This is a genomic window from uncultured Chryseobacterium sp. (assembly GCF_913776365.1).
Taxonomy (GTDB): Bacteria; Bacteroidota; Bacteroidia; order Flavobacteriales; family Weeksellaceae; genus Chryseobacterium.
In genome coordinates this window covers 36,287-55,561 of the sequence record NZ_CAJYMO010000024.1, presented here as the reverse complement: position 1 = coordinate 55,561, position 19,275 = coordinate 36,287, and the positions used below count along the sequence as shown (strand labels likewise).

Here is a 19,275-nt window from a genome sequence, read left to right as displayed (position 1 = left end):
TCTGAATTACATATATTTTATAATTATTCAATAATTTTAATAGAATTATTAAAATTTTAAATATATTTGTAAAAGATATTTAAAGTCTGAAAAGCCGAAACAGAGACTGAAAAAAACTGAAAGTAGGCAATAAATTAACTAAATCAATCATTATGAAAACAAAATTAATGTTTTATGGATTACTAGGCGCAATCGTTATAGGATCCTTTTCTTTTTCAAAAATGGACGATTCTAAAACATCGGATGTTTTAACTGCTGCACCAAATTTTGATGCATCGGATGAAATACGACCTCCTGCAGAATTGCGTGAAGAACGATATGAATTAATGGAAGCACAAGCGGAAGTTAACACACCCTAATTAAAATCAAGAGGCTGTCGAAAAAATTTGGGCAGCCTCTATTTTATAAATTTTGTTCATATCCCTCCCTATACGACAAGTATAGATAAATATTTTATTCCAAAGAGTATTGTCTTGCTTTCAAGATGTTCTCTTTTAAACTTTCAAACCATGAATACTCTTGTGAAAATAGTAGATAATTTTTTCATATGTTTTGTTTTAGTATTTGTTGCATTAGTTCAAATTTATGATTCCCAATTTGATCGATTAACCCCTTGGAAAGGTGGTGGATTTGGTATGTTTTCTACTAATAAAACTTCAAATATCACAGCTATTGGATATACAAAAGACGGAGATTCAGTATTGATAAAAGTGGAAGGTAGTAAATATGATATTCCTATTCCCAGAAATTTCTTAAATCAAACCAAACAGTTTCCGGATAAAAATAGACTGAATAAATTAGCAACTTTAATTGTAAATTCTTATTTGAAACCTTCTTCCCTTACGCTTCCTCAGCATCTAGATGAAAAAAGTACAAATTATATCAAAAACAATAAAAAATTTTATAGTAAAATATATACTCCTAAGTATTACCAAGGTTTGAAGAATGCTAATTTAGAAGGGGCAATCAATATAGAAAAGGTGAAAGTTATGTTGTATGAAACAGATTTTTATGAACAAGGTGTAAAAGTTCAGAAACATTATATAGGTAAAGAAGAGTCCGTTAAATTTTAAAACATGCACATTGACAAATAAAATTATTGCATTTATAAAACATTATAATGTTGTACCTCAAACTTTTCAAGAGAATCTCATATTAAAGTTTTCGCTGATACTATTGGTACTTGATGGGAGTACAGGATGGGGATTAGATGTTTTTATGCGCATAATATGCGTTATAATGCTTGCTTTTAATAATTATATAGCCAATAAATTACTCTGGTTATTAATATCATTTTTTCTGATTTTTTTCAATAGTTTACAATTTTACAGCTTAGATAATCATAAAATTCTCTTCACTTATTGGATATTGCTGATAACAGTTTATTTATGGACTGGGAAAAATATTGGGTATATTAAAAATAATGCAAGGCTGATGATAGGTCTCGTCATGTTTTTCGCAGTATTGCAAAAATTTCTGAATGGATTTCATACTCCAGGGTTTCTACACGGACGCTTCCTTATTGACGGAAGATTTATGTTGGTTACGAATTTTATTACTCAAACACCTTACGAAGAGTTATTTGAAAATCAGAAAGATGTCAGCTTACTAAATTATTTACCTATAGATAACAGCTATATAAACTTAACCAACTCTTTATATCTCAGTAGGATTCTTTATTGTTTCCAAATATTTGGATTGATATTCGAAGCAATTGTAGCCGCACTTTTTCTTTTTATAAAAAAAGAAAATACCATAAAAGATATTGCCTTGATTACCTTTTGTATTGGAACATATTTTATTTTTCCGGTTCTAGGTTTTTCCTCTATACTTTTATTGTTAGGAATAGGACAGACTAATGTCAAATATTCAATATATTATATAATAGCTTTTATTCTTCTTCAATTTATTATGGTTCCTTGGCAAGAATCTATTTTCTATTTTAAAAATTCTTTATAACTAATATTTATGAAATTAAAAATTAATAAAAGTCATCATATAATATATCTAGCCATATTTATAATTGCTATTTTTAGTTGCTCGGATAAAAATAACGATTGCCTTGTAAACAATACTGAAATTATATCTGAAATTGAGCATATTAAAAAGCTTCTTTTGGAAACATCTCCATATATAGACATAAAAAACTCAGGTGTTCTGGATTCATTAGATATATTGTCTTCCAAAGCTTTATCTGATAAGAATGGTAAGATAAAAAAAGAGGAATATTCAGACAATTTACGTAAAATATTATCAAATTTAGGAGATAGACATTTCCATTTAAATTATATAGGGAATTGTAAGGAAAATAGTAAATATTATTTACCATTTGGTTTGGCACCTTGGAAAAATAACCAGGCGGTTGCAGTTGTCAAAGCAGGAAAAGGAAAATTCTCTTTATTCATGAAAGATTTTCCATACCTGAGTCGTATTGACAATTATAGTTTAATAGACTTTATTCATAAATATGATCCGGAAAACAAAAAGGCACCTGAATATTCTTCCTTAGCGCATGGAGTGGATAAATTAAACGAACTATATAAAATAAAAAAAGGATTACGGATTGGAGATAAATTGAAGTTAACTTTTTTAAGTAAGGACCTCAAAAAAGACTCTGTTATTTTTATTAAAGTTGTTGCATCAAAAAATAAATGGCGTGACATTGATAACTATATAAACGATAATAAAGAGGAACCAATAATTAAGTTGGATGATAATAATATACTATACTTTAAAATTCCTAAAATGTATAGTTATTCAGAAAATCCGAAATATTTTCAATTATTAAAGGAAAAGTTAAAATTATTGAAAAACTCTGATGCCCTGATTATAGATGTTCGAAACAATTCTGGAGGAAGCAGAGATTTAATAGATTTTTTTTCAAGTTATTTTTTAAAACCAGATGAATATAAAGTTGTTAATATAGCTAAAAATAAAGGATCCCTAAATGCGGAAATTATTAAAGATTTAGAGGCGAAGTATCTTTATCCATATAGCAGATTTAAGAATGCAAAATCAAAAGAGGCAATTGATAATTTTCTAAAAACATTTCATCCTGATGTGCAGATTGATAATAAATTATATAGCGAATATTTCTATATGGTATTAAATAATAAAAATGCCAGGCAAACAGATAATTTTTATTTTGAAAAACCTGTTTATATATTAGCTAATGAGATGACTTTTAGCTCTGCCAGCATATTTGTTTCTGTTTTCAAGGGAATTGGGAATATCAAAATAGCAGGAAGCCCTACTGATGGATCCAGTGGCATGCCTATGACCTATAACTTAAATCAATCTCAAATACAATTTACCATTTCACAAATGATTTCATTTCAAAAAAATGGAAATTTATTTGACGGAATAGGAACCGATCCCGATATTCAACTGCCAAGAACAATATCTCAAATACTATGCAATAGCGATGATCAGATTCAGCAGCTTATAAAAATTGCAAAAAAAAGTGACTAGTTGAGTGCATCTACATTTTACTGTTGTTTAGGTTCTTGTATAAGTAAGAAAGATATGAAATCATCAAAATACGCAGATGGCCTTTCTGAAAAAATACTATTTCTTGTGAAGTTCATCAGAAAGGACTCGTGATTTAACACTTCGTTTTTTTACTTATTCAAATATGGATTTATCACTTTTTAAACCCGGAAATGTTTTGTTAGAATGGACTCGAAATCATATACATTATATTATACGACTGCCTGTTTAAAATTTATCCATGGCTGGAGGAATACCATTCTATCTATAAAATAAAACATTAAGTTCTTCTTTTTTCCTGTTATAATAGCTAATTTTTTTTAATTTTAAATATTAGGCATGTCTACAATTAACAATTAATTTGGATTAGCGAGAAAAGGACAGAATTCGGAATCTAAGATATTACATTTTTTTAATATACTTATTATATCTTTACATAGAAATAGGCTGGAAATTAAGGTAGCTTTTAACAATCAAAATACCTTGAATTACAGCCTGTTTCAGTAGAAAAATTAAAATAACTTAAATTTATATTTAACCTTATGAATCAATTTACTTGAATTTCAATAGGATTTTCATTTTTACGATTTTCCAGTCTGGTTTTTTGCGATTTTTCATAACTTGCCCTGTTTTCAGGTGTAATCTTTATTTGTCCGTTTGCTTCTGCTGTACGCAGTGTACGCATAGGGTCATCATTGTGCTGTTTTATAAGCTTAGCATATTGATTAACTGAAGCTTTTACTTCTTTATTATCTGCAATATTTTTTATTTCAAAATTTTCCGGCATATTCTTCACTTCTTTTAAAAGGAAAACGTGGCTTTTCGTCTCATCTTCCATTTTAACAATAAGTCCAGGCAAACCATAAAATTTATAAGGCCCTTCCTGCAAAGGAATTTCTGTTGTAAACCACGCTGTCCATTTTCTTCCAGCAAATTCCGTTTTTGCTTTTTGTGTTGACCATAACCCTATATTTTCTTTTTCATTAAGAATTTGCCATTTTATCGGTCTGCTTTCTTCTACTTTGAGCTTATCACGACCTATGGAGGTATGCGAAAAAATCTCAAATTTCGGATAAGTCTTCGATATTTTATCTTTAAAGTATCTTTTTCTTGAAGCTGCGTCTGCTTGGGATATGTTCAAATTTTGGGAAAATTCCAGTTGTTTTTCATACTGAATTCTTCTGATTGAATCATTATAAGCTGTTTCATAACTGTAAAAGGAAGAACCTTTTGGAGATGTTTCCAGACGCATAGTCTGTACAACAGTATCATTTGGTTTGGAAAAATCCGGCACTGAACGGTATTCATAGCTGAATCTTTGATTCTGAGCAAAAACAATAGATATTAATAAAAGAGAACCAAGGCTAAAGTATTTTTTCATGTTAATAATTTTAAACCAATTTACAAAAAAATGTATTATTAATAAACTTTTATTAACATCATTTTAATGATAATTGTATATAACACAATATATTGCATTATAACATTTTTATTATCTATAGAAAATTTGATGTGAAGCTCTACTGAATTGCTTTTTAATAACCTGATAACACAAAAAATATAAATATAGCAAGTATAGAATAGATTTTACTTTAATCCATTTCTTTGAGGGTAATATTTTTCGAAAGCTTGTAGGTCTTTTTTACTTTTCCGGGTTTCTCCTCTTCACCCAAAAGTTTTCCCCATGGCCTTAAACCGTCAACCCGCTCAAAAATTATTTTGATGATGGCAATAGCCGGGATGCAGAGAAACATGCCTGCAATTCCCCACAAATGTTCCCCGATGATAATGCCGAGGAAAGAAAATAAGGCATTGATCTTTACTTTCGACCCCACAACAAAGGGCAGAATGATATTCCCGTCAATGGCATGCACTCCAACATATCCGATCAGTACGTAGATACAGGTAGAGGGCACAGAGGTGGCAAAGGCGATGAAACAGGAAATTAACAGTGCGATGCAGATGCCCAGATAAGGGATTACATTCAGCAGACCGGTAAGTACACCCAGCAGGACCGCATACTTTACACCTAAAACCGTAAGCAGGATAGAAGTTAAAGTAGAGACGATCAATACCTGAAGGCAGAGCCCGATGATGTATTTTTTGGTCATTACCCTTACTTCACTGACTATTTCTAGCACGCTTGCTTTATGTTTTTCGTTAAAGACCGTGATGATGAAATTATTCAGTACCCTTCTGTAATTCAGGATGAAAATAAAAAACAGGATAAAAAAAGCAATAAACCCGAGTCCTGTAGAAAAAATGCCTAATGTGAAGCCCAGGATGACTCCTGAGGAAGAAAGCAGTTTATTCAGTCCCTGGTCAATATAAGTCAGTTGTTCATTGATCTTTACGTGGAATGTCTTGGAAACCCAGTGCTGGAGATCACCGAAAACTTTGGTAAACTGTATCCTGAGATGAGGGATGTCCTTGCTGAAATCTGAAAGCTGGGAACCGAAGAAATAAACCAGTCCGGTGAGAATCATCAGCATAATCATCAGTGAAGCAATTGTAGACATTGAGCGGGTGAACTTCGGTTTCTTTTCCATGAGGTTGGCGGCAGGCAGGAACAGCATAGCCATCAGGAAAGCAAAGAAAAAAGGCGCCAGAATACTCTGCCCTAATGAAAGGAGATAACCGAGACCCAGAATACAGATGATCACAAGCGTGAGCTTGACAAGGAAAGGAAGCTGAAGTAGATTCATAATGCTAAATATTGTATAAACAATTACCTTATAATAAATCACAAGATAAACTGCCGGCTGTTTCGTGGTATCAGAAAATTCCGTGCCATGTTTCCGGGTTAAGAATATGAAAAACACGCCGTATCTACAGCGTGTTTTACTAGATTCAAAGCAGATTTCTCTGCCATATTATTTTTCAAGCGCAAGTTCCAGTACTTCGTTCATCCAGCTGACGTAGTGGACTTCGAGGTTTTTAAGATAATCCTTCTTGATTTCCTCAACATCCTTACGGTTGGCCTCACAAAGGATGACTTCCTGGATTCCTGCTCTTGTAGCTGCCAGGAGCTTTTCTTTGATTCCTCCTACCGGCAGCACTTTTCCCCTCAGGGTTATCTCGCCGGTCATGGCAAGATGAGGTTTTACTTTCCTGTTCTTGAATGAAGAAACCATCGATGTCAGCATGGCAATACCGGCAGACGGTCCATCTTTAGGCGTAGCACCTTCAGGAACATGGACGTGGATATTTTTCTTTTCGATATCATCCTGCGAAATTCCCAGTTCGTCATGCTTTGCCTTGATATATTCCAGGGCAATGGTGGCAGATTCTTTCATTACCGTTCCCAGATTGCCGGTCATGGTAAGGGCACCTTTCCCGTTGCTGATAATGCTTTCGATAAACAGGATGTCTCCTCCTACGCTGGTCCATGCAAGACCTGTTACCACACCGGGAACATCTGTAAGTTCCGACAGGCTTTTCGGTCTCGGGACTCCTAAGATGTCATCTATCTTTTCAATGGAAATCTTGGCATCGTAATCTTTTACCAGGGCGGTCTGTAAGGCAACCCATCTGGCTATCGAAGCGATTCTTTTTTCCAGCGTCCTTACTCCGCTTTCCGAAGTATGGGCCTCAATGATATGTTTTAATTCCGCATGTCCGAGTTTGAAAGACTTTGAGTTCAGCCCATTTTCTTCCTGCTGCTTCTTAATCAGGTGCCTTCTGGCAATTTCAGACTTTTCTTCCAGCGTGTATCCTGCAATCTGAATGATTTCCATCCTGTCCAGTAAAGGGGTCTGAATGGTGGAAAGTGAATTGGCTGTCGCGATAAACATCACTTTAGACAAGTCATATCCCATTTCGAGGAAATTGTCATAAAAAGATTTATTCTGCTCGGGATCAAGGACTTCAAGGAGTGCTGAGCTTGGGTCGCCATGCATCCCTTTTCCTACTTTATCAATTTCGTCCAGTACGATGACCGGGTTTGAAGTGCCTGATTTTTTAATGGATTGGAGAATCCTCCCTGCCATGGCTCCGATATACGTCTTCCTGTGCCCGCGAATTTCGCTTTCATCATGCAGCCCGCCAAGAGAAACGCGTACATATTTTCTCCCTAATGCATCTGCTACCGATTTTCCGAGAGAGGTTTTCCCGACTCCCGGAGGGCCTACCAATAACAGAATCGGTGACTTCATATTGTTCTTCAGTTTCAGGACAGCCATATGTTCCAGGATCCTTTTCTTGATGTCCTCCAGTCCGAAATGGGCCTTGTCCAGGATTTTCTGGGCCTTTTCGATATCGAAAGTATCTTTGGTAAAGGTGTCCCAGGGAAGATCGGTGAAGAAATCCAGGTAATTCCTCTGGACATTATAATCCGGGGAATTCGGGTTTTGCCGCTGGAGTCTGTTGATTTCCTTCTGGAAGTGCTCTTCCACATCTTTATTCCACGTTTTTTTTGCGGCTTTGGCGATAAGGTCTTCCACATCGCTTTCCGGTCCGCCGCCGAGTTCTTCCTGAATGGTCCTGATCTGCTGGTTCAGGAAATATTCACGCTGCTGCTTATCCAGGTCCTTGGACGTTTTCTGGTGGATCTGGTTTCTGAGTTCCAGTTTCCTGAAATCCTCATGCATCATTTCATAACATTTATGCGCTCTTTCCATCAGGTTCTTCTCTTCCAGCAGCTTCTGCTTTTCCGAAGACGGGAAATTGGCATTCGTACAGATAAAATTCAGCAGGTCATCGTTGTTATTGATGTTCTTGATGGCAAAATTGGCTGCATTAGGAATGTTCGGATCAAGCTCGATGATTTTCAGTGCCAGATCCTTTACGTTTTCAAGCAGGGCTTCATACTCATCTGCATCTTTAGGTTTGGCATCTTTCAGCTTAGAGATCTCTGCTTTGAAATAAGGCTGGCTTTCAACCATTTTTTTTACTTTAAAGCGGTAAAAACCTTTGGTAATGGCAGTGATATTTCCTTCAGGAAGCTTAATGATTTTAATGATTTTCGCCATGGTACCGATCTGGTAAAGATCTTTTTCCTCCGGCTGTTCGAGATCAGATTTTTTCTGGCTTACGATTCCTATAAGATCGCCGTTGCTCTGGGCTTCTTCCAGCAGCTGAATGGATGTTTTCCTGCCTGCAGTAATGGGAATCACCACGTTAGGGAACATTACCATATTTCTTACAGGAAGGATGGGGAATATTTTCTGGCCGGAATTTTTTTCGCTCTCCGAAAGATCAGAAAGGCTGATCTCTTCTGCTACAATATCAAATCCGTCGCCTATCATTTCTTCTAAACTTATATCTTCAAACTCTGTCATAGTAGATTGAATGACAAATTGTCATTACCATTTTAATTCGTTAACGTGAAATTCCATAACATGTTGTATCCATGAAGAACACAGTATGGGTGGTAAAATGGCACAAGACTTATGCCATTCATTTTTTAGTAAAAAATACGGTCAAAATTTCCTTTTTCGTAAAATTTAAATTTTAAAAATTAAAAAAAGGCCTTCGATTTCCGTAATTTCTTAAAAATGTGTATTTTCGCAAACTGATAAAAAACTATAATATATATAATGGCAATTTTAGGACAAATTAGGAGTAGACCTTGGCTTTTGATGGGAGTAATTGCACTGGCGCTTTTGGCGTTCCTTGTAAACCCCGACAGTATTGAGAAGGTTTTCGGTAAAAATCCTGATGTTTTAGGAAAAGTGAATGGTGAGAAAATTACCCGTGAAGAGTTTAACGATCAGCTTTTCGTACTGCAGCAGCAGGCAGACCAGCAGGGCCAGCCTAAAACAGGCCTTGAAGAGCAGGCTTGGCAGTTGTTGGTACAGTCTAAACTGATCAAGCAGCAGTTTGAGAAGCTGGGCTTTGAAATGACAGAAGATTATTTCTGGAACCAGCTCCAGTACGATCAGATGTTTGCGCAGCAAAAGCAGTTCTTCGACGAAAAAGGCAACTTCAAAACCCAGGAGCTTAAAAAACAGATCGAAGACATGAAAGCGTCTTCTCCGGAAGGGTACAACCAATGGCTGAAAAGCCGTAAATCCATCGAATACAGGCTGATGGCCAGACAGGTGTTCGCCAATCTTTCGGCAGGGATTACTACCGGTAAAAAAGAAGCGGAGGAACTGATGAAAGAAAGGGATCAGCTGGCAGATATCGACTTTGTAAAAATTGATTATGCTGCTTATCTTCAGAAAAACAACATCAAAGTAACGACTGAAGATCTTGCCAATTATATCAAACAGCATCCGGTCATGTTCAAGGCGGAAGCCAGCAGGAACCTCGGGGTTGTCTATTTCCCTTCGCAGCCGAGTGCGGCAGATGATGCAGCAGCGCAGAAGGAAATCAACAAACTCTATTCAGGAGGGACCGATGCCAGCGGAGGAACCGAAAATTTCCAGAATACCAAAAACGACTCCATGTTCGTTATGGCCAATTCAGATATGCCTTTCAATGCGCAGTATGTAAAGCCGAATCAATTGCCTCAGACTATTCAGGCCCAGATTCCGGCAGCAGCCATCGGACAGACTTTCGGACCTTATAAAGAGCAGAATTTTTATGTGGTTTCCAAATTGTTGGACAAGAAAACTTCGGATTCCACTTTATCAAGGCATATTCTCATTGCATTCAAAGGCAGTCCTGCCGGAGAAGGGGTGACAAGATCCAAAGAAGCGGCTAAGAAGCTGGCAGACTCCATCGGAGCTGTCGTAAAGGCAAATCCTGCCAGGTTTACCGACTTCCTGAAACTGTCAAACGACCCGAGTTCTGCAGCACAGGGCGGAAGTTTAGGATGGACAACTCCTGAAACACCTTTCGTTCCTGAGTTCCTGACTTACTTAGCAAACAATCCTAAAGGAGCCACAGGTGTTGTGGAAACCCAGTTCGGGTACCATATCATCAATATTGAAGACAAAAAACCGGGAGCCATGAGCTATAAAGTAGCCAACCTGGTAAAAGCCATCAAGCCTTCCGATGCTACGGAAGCGGATAATGATAAAAAAGCAAGACGGTTCATTCAGCAGGTTCAGGGGAAATCTTTCAATGATTTCGTGAACATTGCCAAGAAAGGGAACTATCAGTTCTCCAATCCTAAGCAGGCGAAGAGATTCGACGGTCAGCTCCAGGGGCTAGGTACTGAGAAAGACGGCGACATCCTGGCATGGGCCTTCGATAAGAAAAGAGAAAAAGGAGATACCGAATTCTTTACTGTAGACGGTACCGGTGATAAGATTGTAGTTTATCTGAACGGGAAGCAGGAAAAAGGAAGCGCCGACCCGGAATCAGTAAGAGATCAGATTGAAGTGGTCGTAAAAAACAAACTTGCTGCTAAACAGATTTCTGAAAAGATCGGGAAGGCAGGAAGCCTGGATCAGATTGCAAAACAATTCGGTGTGACAAAACAATCCGCGCAGGTAAACATGCTGAATCCTTCGGTAGCCGGTTCCATGGAGCCAAAAGTAGCCGGAGCGGCATTCGGGGTTCAGAAAGGAAAACTTTCCAACCCTGTTGAGGGCGGTACCGGAGTATATGTTCTGATCAAAAAGAATGAAACCGTAAACAAACAGCCTGGAGACCTTAAGCAGTTCACGGAATCCGTAACCCAGAGAAATGCGGGAATGTTCGGACAGGCATGGTTAAAAAGCCTTCAGGACAATGCGGATATCGATGACTACAGAATCGAAATCTGGAATAAAGTCGGTGCTCAGCAGTAATACCCTATTATTTTCCATCAGGATAGAAAAGCGGCAAAGTTTTTGCCGCTTTTTTTACGTTTAACAAGGAGCGGTACAAAAAACACTCATAAATGTGTTATATTTGCTCATTAGAAAAATTTAGCAAGTGAAGTTCAGTAAAGAATTAAAAGCTGGTGTAATCGCACTGATAGCCATTGTAGGCTTTGTGGTGCTTTTTCAATTTATGAAAGGCAGAAGCCTTTTTACTACCGATAATATATTTTATGCACAATATGACAACGTTGAAGGATTGGCGCAATCTTCGCCTGTGTCCATCAATGGCCTGAAAGTCGGACAGGTAGATAAAATTATTCCTCATACCTCAAAAGATGGTAAAATCGATTTTCTGGTAAAAATTACCGTGGATAATAATTTCGAGTTTTCAAAAAATTCAACCCTTGAGATTTTTGAGCCGGGGATTATGTCCGGAAAGGAGATGAGGATCAACCTGATGTATGGCGGCCCTACTGCCAAGGATGGCGACACCTTGAAAGGAGCATTCAAGCTGGGAACACTGGGGAGCCTTTCTTCCCAGGTTGGACCGGTAAAAGATCAGTTGCAGACTGTTTTATATCGTGTAGATTCATTGATGTCAAGTGCCAATCAGGTGGTGAATGCCCAAAACCGGGAAGAGATCCGTTTGTTACTGGCTAATCTGAATAAAACCGTATCAGCACTTCAGACTACAGCCGGAAGCGTGAATTCCCTTGTAGGTCACAACGATCCTAAGCTTCAGAAAGTACTGGACGAGGCAAGCCTTACGATGCAGAGCGGAAAAACAACGCTTGATAAGTACGGAAACCTTGCAGAAAGCATTGATACCCAAAAACTGAATGCTACCATCGCCAATCTGGATGTTACCGTAGGTAAGCTGAATAATGTTGTTGACGGAATCAACAGCGGACAGGGAAGCTTGGGGAAAATCATGAAGGACGACCAGCTTTATAATAATCTGAACGCCGCTTCTACCAATCTTAATACTTTACTCGAAGATGTAAAAGCGAATCCGAAGCGATATGTAAATTTCTCCGTATTCGGTAAGAACACTAAAGACTAATCCATACCTTCGATATGCAATATATCAGTGCCATTATTTTTCTTATTCTATTGATCACAGGTTTCGGGCTATTTGCCAGGAGCTTGCAGAAAATTTACAGAAACATCAGACTGGGCCGGGAAATCAACCGCAGCGACAGAAAAGGGGAGCGTTGGGAAACCATGGCCAGGGTAGCAATGGGCCAGAGTAAGATGGTGAAACGCCCTATCGCTGCAACCCTGCACCTTTTTGTATACGTAGGATTTATTATCATTAATATAGAGCTGATCGAGATTATCATAGACGGGATCTTCGGAACCCACCGGTTCCTGTTTTCCGTTATCGGAAACGGAGGCTACAGCTTTTTTACTGCCACCTTGGAAGTCCTGGCTCTGCTGGTTATTATCGGTGTGGTTTTATTCTTTATCAGAAGGAATTTCTACGGTGTGAAGAGGCTGACGATGAAAGAACTTCTGGGATGGCCGAAAGAGGATGCCAACTGGATTCTCATTATTGAATTTGCTCTTATGATGGCTTTTTTCACCATGAATGCCTCAGATTCCATTCTGCAGATGAGAGGGGCGGAAGGTTTCCATCTGGCAGGGACATTCCCGGTAAGCCAGGCGATTTTCGTACCTTTCCTTGAAGTTTTCAGTTTCAGTGACGGTTTTCTGGTATTTGTTGAAAGGTTTGCCTGGTGGTTCCATTTTGTAGGAATTCTGTTTTTCATGAATTACCTGTATTATTCCAAGCATCTGCATATTATTCTGGCCTTTCCAAGCACATGGTACGCCAATCTTGAAAAGAAAGGGAAATTTAACAATCTTGAGTCCGTTACCAAAGAAATTAAACTGATGATGGATCCGAATGCAGATCCTTATGCAGCCCCTGCAGAAGTAGAAGCCGAAGCACCTTCAAAATTCGGAGCAGAAGATGTATTCGATCTGAATCAGGTTCAGCTCTTAAACGCTTATTCATGTACGGAATGCGGCCGGTGTACAGCCGTTTGCCCGGCGAATATTACAGGAAAAAAGCTTTCTCCGAGACTGATCCTGATGAAAACCAGAGACCGTCTTGAAGAAGTCGGAAGGAACATTGACCAGAATGGCAAGTTTGAAGATGATGGCAAAAAATTGCTGCACGATTATATTACGAAAGAAGAGCTGTGGGCGTGTACCACCTGTAATGCCTGTACGGAAGCATGTCCGGTATTGCTGGACCCGCTGTCGATCATCAATGACATGAGACGATTCCTAGTAATGGAACAATCAGCGGCACCACAGGAACTTAACCTGATGATGGCCAACATTGAGAACAATGCCGCTCCATGGCAATACAATCAGGCAGACCGTCTGAACTGGGCAAAAGATTAATTAATCAATTACGAGATTTAAAAATTTGAAAATTTATCGTATATTTTCAAATTTCCAAATTCTTACATTTTCAAATTGAATAAAGAATGGATTTCACTATAAAAACAATGGCAGATTATGCTGCCGAAGGAAAATCCCCGGAAGTCCTGTTTTGGGTAGGATGCGCCGGAAGCTTTGATGACCGTGCTAAAAAAATCACAAAGGCATTCTGTAAGATCCTTAACAAGATAGGCGTTGAATTTGCTGTTTTAGGACAGGAAGAAAGCTGTACGGGAGATCCTGCCAAACGTGCCGGAAACGAGTTTGTATTTCAGATGATGGCTTTAACGAATATTGAAGTACTGAATGCCTACGAAGTGAAAAAAATCGTTACGGCCTGCCCGCACTGTTTCAATACCCTTAAAAACGAATACCCAGGCCTTGGCGGAAATTATGAGGTGATTCACCATACCCAATTCCTCAGAAACCTGATGGAAGAAGGGCGTTTAAAAATTGAGGGTGGTGCTTTCAGCGGTAAAAAAATCACTTTTCATGATCCTTGTTACCTGGGAAGAGGGAATGGCGAGTACGAAGCACCGAGAATGCTCCTGGAAAAGCTGGATGCTGAACTGGTGGAAATGAAACGCTGCCGGACCAATGGCCTCTGCTGCGGAGCCGGTGGCGCGCAGATGTTCAAAGAGCCTGAAAAAGGAAGAAAAGATATCAATATCGAAAGAACGGAAGAAGCACTTTCCTTTGAGCCGAAGGTTATCGCTACCGGCTGCCCGTTCTGTAATACCATGCTGACGGACGGGGTAAAACATTTCAATAAAAATACCGAGGTTGCCGTTAAAGATATTGTGGAACTCCTGGCAGAAGCGGATGATCTCTGATGTCCCCGTCTTTTGTCTGTCCTAATGGATTGTTCCTTCTATGAAAATAAACTGGAAGATCTCATTCCTGCTCACGGTAATCTTTCTTTTCCTGTTAAGCTGCTGGAATTACAGAAACCGGGTTTTCGACTGGGATATGCCGGGCTATATCGGTTGTTTGTATTCCCTGAAATTTCCACAGCAGCCGGATAAAGTCCGTATACTTACTTACCGGGATATCCGGAAAGAAGCTCCGGAAATTCAATACCAAGATATTCTCGGACTTCAACCGGCCGATAAAGCACGGCAGGCCTTTGCTAACAATACGAAAGCATTCCGTGAACAGCTTCCCTATTACCAGATTAAAATAGGCTATACCAGTGCTGTTTTGATTTTATATGAACTCGGCTTTACTTCTCCGCAATCGGTCTTGCTGTTAAGCAGTATTTCCTATTTTGTCTCAGGAATCCTGTTTTTTTTTCTGATGAAGATCATCTTTCCCAAAAATGCAGTTCTGGCTGCATTTCTTACGGCAGCAGTCCTGTTATTACCGCCTATGATACATATGGCCAGGATTCCTACGCCGGATATGTTTCTTTTCCAGTTTATGCTTCTGTTTATGTTGGGTTTACTCAAAAAAGTGAATCAATGGGCTATTTTTGCCATTCTTATAATGATTGTTTTCGCCAGACCGGATTATATTCTGTTTGCCCTGACTTATCTTGCCGTGAGAATAGGGCTGCATTATTTTAACAATGGGAAATTAAACGGTTATTTTTTCCTGCAGGGATTAGTGCTTGTTCTTTTCTATATGGCGATTATCCGTTTGTGCCATTATCCGGGATGGAAAAGTCTTTTTTATGATTCCTTTATTTACAGAAGACCGGTAATTTCCGCACAATCTCCGGATTTCAGCTTTCATGATTATCTCGATATTCTCTTTCATAGAATTATCTATTTCAAAAGGGTATCCGTTATGTCGCTTACACTATTAATCCTTATCTTTTCTTGCTCAAAAGATCTTGAGAACAGGATTTTTGCCCTGTTGATTTTTGTTAATATCTATATTAAATTTTTATTTTTTCCGCATGCGGCCGGAATGAGATTCTTCTTCATATTTATCATCATGCTTCTTGTGATATTCCTTAACACAGTCAGTCATAAATATAATGGTTTCAGACTCAGGAAAATTGCGTAATTTTATACTTTAAATTTATTCCAATGAAGATTGAAGAATCAGATATCGTAGAAGCTAATGATTACAGGGTAATTATCTATCCGGCATCAAGACCTTTTACTACCAAAGAAGCCAAGACGATTACTGAAAGGCTTTATGATTTCCTTGCCGGATGGGCAGCCCATGGAAAACCGCTTTCATCATCTTTTAAGATAGAGAAAAACCAGTTTATTATTATCTGTGTGGATGAAGAAAAAGAAATGGCTTCCGGATGCAGCATCGACGCATTGGGAAAAGTAATGCGGGAGATAGACGAAGAATACCAGCTGGGACTTTTTGATCGTATGAAAGCCTCCTATGTTGAAGACGGACAAGTGAAAACCCTTAAGCTTATTGATTTTAAATCTAAAGTCAGAAGCGGTGAAATTGCTAAGGACGTTGAGGTTTTCGACTTTTCAAAAAATACCTACCTGGAATTTTTGGGTAACTTCCTGCTTCCTTTTGACAGAAGCTGGGCCGCAGGGATCAAATAATTTGAATGATCATTGATAAAACAGAAAAGCGGAGCAGTCCGCTTTTCTGTTTTTAGGTATATTTGCAATATTTTGATCCTGAGATTCCGGAACCTATGTCTGATATTCTTTTTTTAACCACTGCACACCATTATAATGATGACCGGATTTTTTTTCATCAGGCAAAAGCATTACAGGAATCGGGACATAGGGTGAAAATCTGCAGTCTCTCTTCTGCATTTCATGGGACCATTGACGGTATTGAAGTTGAATCCTACTCAGTACTTCAAAGGAGCACCGAAGATAAGAAGCGAATATTTGAGACTATCTGTGAAAAATTCCGGCCGGACTGTATTATCTGTTCTGAGCCCCTTGCTGTTATTGCCGCCCGGAAATACCGCAAAAAGAAAAAAACAGAAATCATCTATGATATCACGGAATGGTACCCTTCCATGCGGATGGTAGAAAATTTCAGGTTTCCGATGAATATATTCCACGCCTTTAAATTCTTTCTGGTACAGTTGTATGCCGGCTTTCTGAGTACCGGTTATATTTTCGGCGAGGACGCTAAAAAATTTCCGTTGGCCTATTTTTTTCCATTTACCAAATCCCTGCTTCTCCCTTATTATCCGGATGAGCAATACATCCATCCGCACCTGAAAAAACCGGAAAAAAATAAGATCACGCTCTGTTATACCGGACAGTTTTCTGAAGAGAAGGGAATCGGGAATTTCTTTGCCGCTGCAGATCAGGTGAGAAAGAAGAAGCCGGACCTTGTCGTTTCCCTGCTGCTGATCGGAGGCTGCCGGAAAGAAAAGGATGAGCAGTATTTCTCCGAATTACTCTCAGAATACCGGTTTGAAAGGATCACCATCAGGAAATCCGCTTCTTTTGAGACCTTTACCGAATCCTATGCAGAGGCCGATCTCTGTTTCGATCTCAGAACCCTGAACTTTGAAAATGACCACTGCCTGCCGATCAAGATTTTTTATTATGCGGCTTCCGGAAAACCGGTGATTTATACTGATCTTAAAGCAACAAGAAAGCATGTGAATGTTTCAGAATTCGGATATCTGGTGGATCCTGAGGATTCCGGGAAAATTGCAGACCTTATCATAAAGTATGCTGAAAACCCTGATTTATATGAGTGCCACTCCCGCAATGCAAGGCTTTCTTACGAACATAAATACAACTGGAAGAATATAAGAGAACCTTTTGTCCGCTTCATCCAAAATTCCTTGCCGTAAGATGAAGCAGAAAACTCTCCTTACAACTTTTTTCTCCCGTTTTTTTATTCTGTTCCTGAATTTCGGACTGGTTATCTACACAACCAACTTCTGGGGAAGCGAAGGAAAAGGATCGATTTCCATCGTGATCGCAGATCTTACCGTGATCAGCTTTTTTGCCAATATTTTTGTGGGCAGCAGCATGAGCTATTTTGCTTCCAGATACAAGATCGAAGAAATCCTGCCTTTTGCCTACTTATGGTCAGTAATCACAGGAATTTCCATCCCGTTGCTTTTCAGTTTCAGCCATGCAGTGCCATATTCAGGATATCTGATCTCCCTTTCGGTACTCACCTCACTGCTTACCGCCAATGTGAATCTCTTTGTAGGGCAAAAGAACATTACCATGTTCAATATATACACGATTCTGCAGCAACTTATCCATATCATTTTTATTATCATCATTGTTTATCTGATTAACATCAGTTCCATTGAAGCCTATTTTATGGCCCAGGCCGGTTGCTTAGGGCTTTTATTCCTGACCAGTATATTTCAGATCGTAAAGCCGGGAATGCTGAAGAGAATTTCCTTTTCAGGAGCTACCGGGAAAAAGCTGTTCAGCTATGGCTGGAAAACACAGCTGAGTGCATTTCTGCAGTTCCTGAATAACCGGCTTTCCTTTTATTTCCTGGAATATTTCAGGGGAATGGTAAGCGTAGGTGTTTTTTCAGTGGGAATTGCCGTTTCCGAAGCCGTCTGGACCATAAGCCGCAGCCTTTCCGTTATCCTGTATGCCGATGTCATCAATACCGCCAGCCCGCACCAGGCTATAGAAAAAACCAAGATTTCACTAAGAATCAGCTTCTTAATTACCTTATTATTCATAGCGGTCATGCTGATCATTCCTGCCCGTGTTTACTCTTTTATATTCGGTAAAGATTTCAGCCAGACCAAGGAAATCGTACTTCTGTTGGCTCCGGGAATCCTTGCTATTGCTGTCAGCAATATTATAGGATACTATTTTGCAGGCATCAATAAGCTTCGCATCCTGAATGTGAAAGCGCTGATCGGATTGATTTTTACTTTGGTTTCTTCATTCCTCATCATTCCGAAATGGGGAATCCGGGGAGCCTGTATCATAACATCACTTTCTTACTGTCTCTCTTCGGGGCTTCTGTTCTGGAGATTTTACCGGATTACTGAATTCCGGTTCCGGGATTATTTCCTTTCCAAAGCTGAAATGGGGATTTTGATGAAAAAGCTTCAGAAAAAGTAAACTTGCATGAACTTACCGGGGCTTTCTTCAATTTCAGCCGGCGAATCCATTTGAAAATTAAAATAAGTTTTTATCTTTGTTGGACATGAAGAATATTGTTTTTGGACTGCTGATTATTTTCTTTGCCTTGCTGAGCTGCCGGACAGGTGATGAAGACGTGCGGAGAATCGATCAGATTTTAAATATCTACATGAAAAATAAAGCCGGACGCGACGTTCTGCACAGCAGGAAAGACAATACCTATTTTACGTACTCGCTGAATGACGTCAATGGCGTTTCGGATATTGCCCCGGTAAACAGTACGCTCAGGGCAACTGCAGATTCCACACTCTTCATTGAATACATTGCGGGAGCTAAAAGAGTAGGACTCGATACACTGAACCCCGATGATAAGATTTACCATTCGGTCATTACGGTTTCGCTGATCAAGAGGCTGAACAATACGATTCTGGATACCATTAATGACAAGCTGGAGATCCAGTACCGGATGACGCCCCAGGTCTTCGAAGTCTCGAAAGTACTGTATAACGATACCCTGCGGTTTACCAAACAGGCCGGCGCACCGAATGTAGTGACGATCATAAAATAATGTATACCTTTGCACAACTGTTGACATGCTGATGCTCAACTTT

General features: G+C 38.9%; 16 protein-coding genes. 13 read left to right on the top strand and 3 right to left on the bottom strand.

The features are described from left to right. The first annotated feature begins 152 nt into the window (after positions 1-152). The 4 genes from QZ735_RS01385 to QZ735_RS01370 all read left to right on the top strand — a co-directional run bounded on the left by QZ735_RS01385 (position 153) and on the right by QZ735_RS01370 (position 3,471). On the top strand, positions 153-359 hold the full coding sequence (locus QZ735_RS01385; RefSeq protein ID WP_294243497.1) for a hypothetical protein: 207 nt from the start codon (positions 153-155) through the stop codon (positions 357-359). Positions 360-509: 150 nt separating this feature from the next. Then, positions 510-1,073, top strand: coding sequence for a hypothetical protein (locus QZ735_RS01380; RefSeq protein WP_294243495.1), 564 nt, complete (start codon positions 510-512; stop codon positions 1,071-1,073). A 10-nt stretch (positions 1,074-1,083) separates the two neighbouring features. Then, the gene (locus tag QZ735_RS01375) at positions 1,084-1,959 is read left to right on the top strand and encodes a hypothetical protein (protein WP_294243494.1); all 876 of its coding nucleotides are present in this window, start codon (positions 1,084-1,086) and stop codon (positions 1,957-1,959) included. Positions 1,960-1,968: 9 nt separating this feature from the next. Beyond that, entirely contained in the window at positions 1,969-3,471 is a 1,503-nt protein-coding gene (locus QZ735_RS01370; RefSeq protein ID WP_294243492.1) for a S41 family peptidase, read from the top strand. 565 nt (positions 3,472-4,036) lie between these two features. Here QZ735_RS01370 and QZ735_RS01365 read toward each other — a convergent pair. The 3 genes from QZ735_RS01365 to lon all read right to left on the bottom strand — a co-directional run bounded on the left by QZ735_RS01365 (position 4,037) and on the right by lon (position 8,768). Beyond that, positions 4,037-4,870: a GLPGLI family protein gene (locus tag QZ735_RS01365; protein WP_294243490.1), complete on the bottom strand. Its 834-nt coding sequence runs from the start codon at positions 4,868-4,870 to the stop codon at positions 4,037-4,039. A 211-nt stretch (positions 4,871-5,081) separates the two neighbouring features. After that, positions 5,082-6,194, bottom strand: a complete 1,113-nt coding sequence (locus tag QZ735_RS01360; RefSeq protein ID WP_294243487.1) for an AI-2E family transporter — start codon at positions 6,192-6,194, stop codon at positions 5,082-5,084. 168 nt (positions 6,195-6,362) lie between these two features. Continuing rightward, positions 6,363-8,768, bottom strand: coding sequence for an endopeptidase La (lon, locus tag QZ735_RS01355; protein WP_294243485.1), 2,406 nt, complete (start codon positions 8,766-8,768; stop codon positions 6,363-6,365). A 258-nt stretch (positions 8,769-9,026) separates the two neighbouring features. On the opposite strand from lon, the gene QZ735_RS01350 reads away from it, so the two are divergent. The 9 genes from QZ735_RS01350 to QZ735_RS01310 all read left to right on the top strand — a co-directional run bounded on the left by QZ735_RS01350 (position 9,027) and on the right by QZ735_RS01310 (position 19,232). Then, complete coding sequence (locus tag QZ735_RS01350) at positions 9,027-11,171, top strand: SurA N-terminal domain-containing protein (RefSeq protein ID WP_294243483.1); 2,145 nt, start codon at positions 9,027-9,029, stop codon at positions 11,169-11,171. A 127-nt stretch (positions 11,172-11,298) separates the two neighbouring features. Beyond that, positions 11,299-12,249: an MlaD family protein gene (locus QZ735_RS01345; RefSeq protein WP_294243481.1), complete on the top strand. Its 951-nt coding sequence runs from the start codon at positions 11,299-11,301 to the stop codon at positions 12,247-12,249. A gap of 14 nt (positions 12,250-12,263) precedes the next feature. Continuing rightward, positions 12,264-13,601, top strand: a complete 1,338-nt coding sequence (locus QZ735_RS01340) for a (Fe-S)-binding protein (RefSeq protein ID WP_294243479.1) — start codon at positions 12,264-12,266, stop codon at positions 13,599-13,601. Between the two features lie 86 nt (positions 13,602-13,687). Further along, positions 13,688-14,473, top strand: a complete 786-nt coding sequence (locus QZ735_RS01335; RefSeq protein ID WP_294243478.1) for a (Fe-S)-binding protein — start codon at positions 13,688-13,690, stop codon at positions 14,471-14,473. A 40-nt stretch (positions 14,474-14,513) separates the two neighbouring features. Beyond that, complete coding sequence (locus tag QZ735_RS01330; RefSeq protein WP_294243476.1) at positions 14,514-15,650, top strand: hypothetical protein; 1,137 nt, start codon at positions 14,514-14,516, stop codon at positions 15,648-15,650. Between the two features lie 23 nt (positions 15,651-15,673). Continuing rightward, positions 15,674-16,162 (top strand): hypothetical protein, encoded by a 489-nt coding sequence (locus QZ735_RS01325; RefSeq protein WP_294243474.1) that lies wholly within the window; start codon positions 15,674-15,676, stop codon positions 16,160-16,162. Between the two features lie 95 nt (positions 16,163-16,257). Beyond that, positions 16,258-17,388 carry a glycosyltransferase gene (locus tag QZ735_RS01320; protein WP_294243472.1) on the top strand — a complete coding sequence of 377 codons (1,131 nt, stop codon included), beginning with the start codon at positions 16,258-16,260 and terminating at the stop codon, positions 17,386-17,388. 1 nt (position 17,389) lies between these two features. Continuing rightward, positions 17,390-18,643 carry a polysaccharide biosynthesis C-terminal domain-containing protein gene (locus QZ735_RS01315; protein WP_294243470.1) on the top strand — a complete coding sequence of 418 codons (1,254 nt, stop codon included), beginning with the start codon at positions 17,390-17,392 and terminating at the stop codon, positions 18,641-18,643. Positions 18,644-18,728: 85 nt separating this feature from the next. After that, positions 18,729-19,232 (top strand): hypothetical protein, encoded by a 504-nt coding sequence (locus QZ735_RS01310; RefSeq protein ID WP_294243468.1) that lies wholly within the window; start codon positions 18,729-18,731, stop codon positions 19,230-19,232. Positions 19,233-19,275: the final 43 nt, after the last annotated feature.

Excerpts from the sequence above, each read along its gene's own strand:
- QZ735_RS01320 (WP_294243472.1), top strand. The coding sequence starts at position 16,258 with ATGTCTGATATTCTTTTTTTAACCACTGCACACCATTATAATGATGAC.
- QZ735_RS01325 (WP_294243474.1), top strand. The coding sequence starts at position 15,674 with ATGAAGATTGAAGAATCAGATATCGTAGAAGCTAATGATTACAGGGTA.
- QZ735_RS01310 (WP_294243468.1), top strand. The coding sequence starts at position 18,729 with ATGAAGAATATTGTTTTTGGACTGCTGATTATTTTCTTTGCCTTGCTG.
- QZ735_RS01315 (WP_294243470.1), top strand. The coding sequence starts at position 17,390 with ATGAAGCAGAAAACTCTCCTTACAACTTTTTTCTCCCGTTTTTTTATT.
- QZ735_RS01380 (WP_294243495.1), top strand. The coding sequence starts at position 510 with ATGAATACTCTTGTGAAAATAGTAGATAATTTTTTCATATGTTTTGTT.
- lon (WP_294243485.1), bottom strand. The coding sequence starts at position 8,768 with ATGACAGAGTTTGAAGATATAAGTTTAGAAGAAATGATAGGCGACGGA.
- QZ735_RS01335 (WP_294243478.1), top strand. The coding sequence starts at position 13,688 with ATGGATTTCACTATAAAAACAATGGCAGATTATGCTGCCGAAGGAAAA.
- QZ735_RS01360 (WP_294243487.1), bottom strand. The coding sequence starts at position 6,194 with ATGAATCTACTTCAGCTTCCTTTCCTTGTCAAGCTCACGCTTGTGATC.
- QZ735_RS01385 (WP_294243497.1), top strand. The coding sequence starts at position 153 with ATGAAAACAAAATTAATGTTTTATGGATTACTAGGCGCAATCGTTATA.
- QZ735_RS01350 (WP_294243483.1), top strand. The coding sequence starts at position 9,027 with ATGGCAATTTTAGGACAAATTAGGAGTAGACCTTGGCTTTTGATGGGA.
- QZ735_RS01365 (WP_294243490.1), bottom strand. The coding sequence starts at position 4,870 with ATGAAAAAATACTTTAGCCTTGGTTCTCTTTTATTAATATCTATTGTT.
- QZ735_RS01370 (WP_294243492.1), top strand. The coding sequence starts at position 1,969 with ATGAAATTAAAAATTAATAAAAGTCATCATATAATATATCTAGCCATA.
- QZ735_RS01330 (WP_294243476.1), top strand. The coding sequence starts at position 14,514 with ATGAAAATAAACTGGAAGATCTCATTCCTGCTCACGGTAATCTTTCTT.
- QZ735_RS01340 (WP_294243479.1), top strand. The coding sequence starts at position 12,264 with ATGCAATATATCAGTGCCATTATTTTTCTTATTCTATTGATCACAGGT.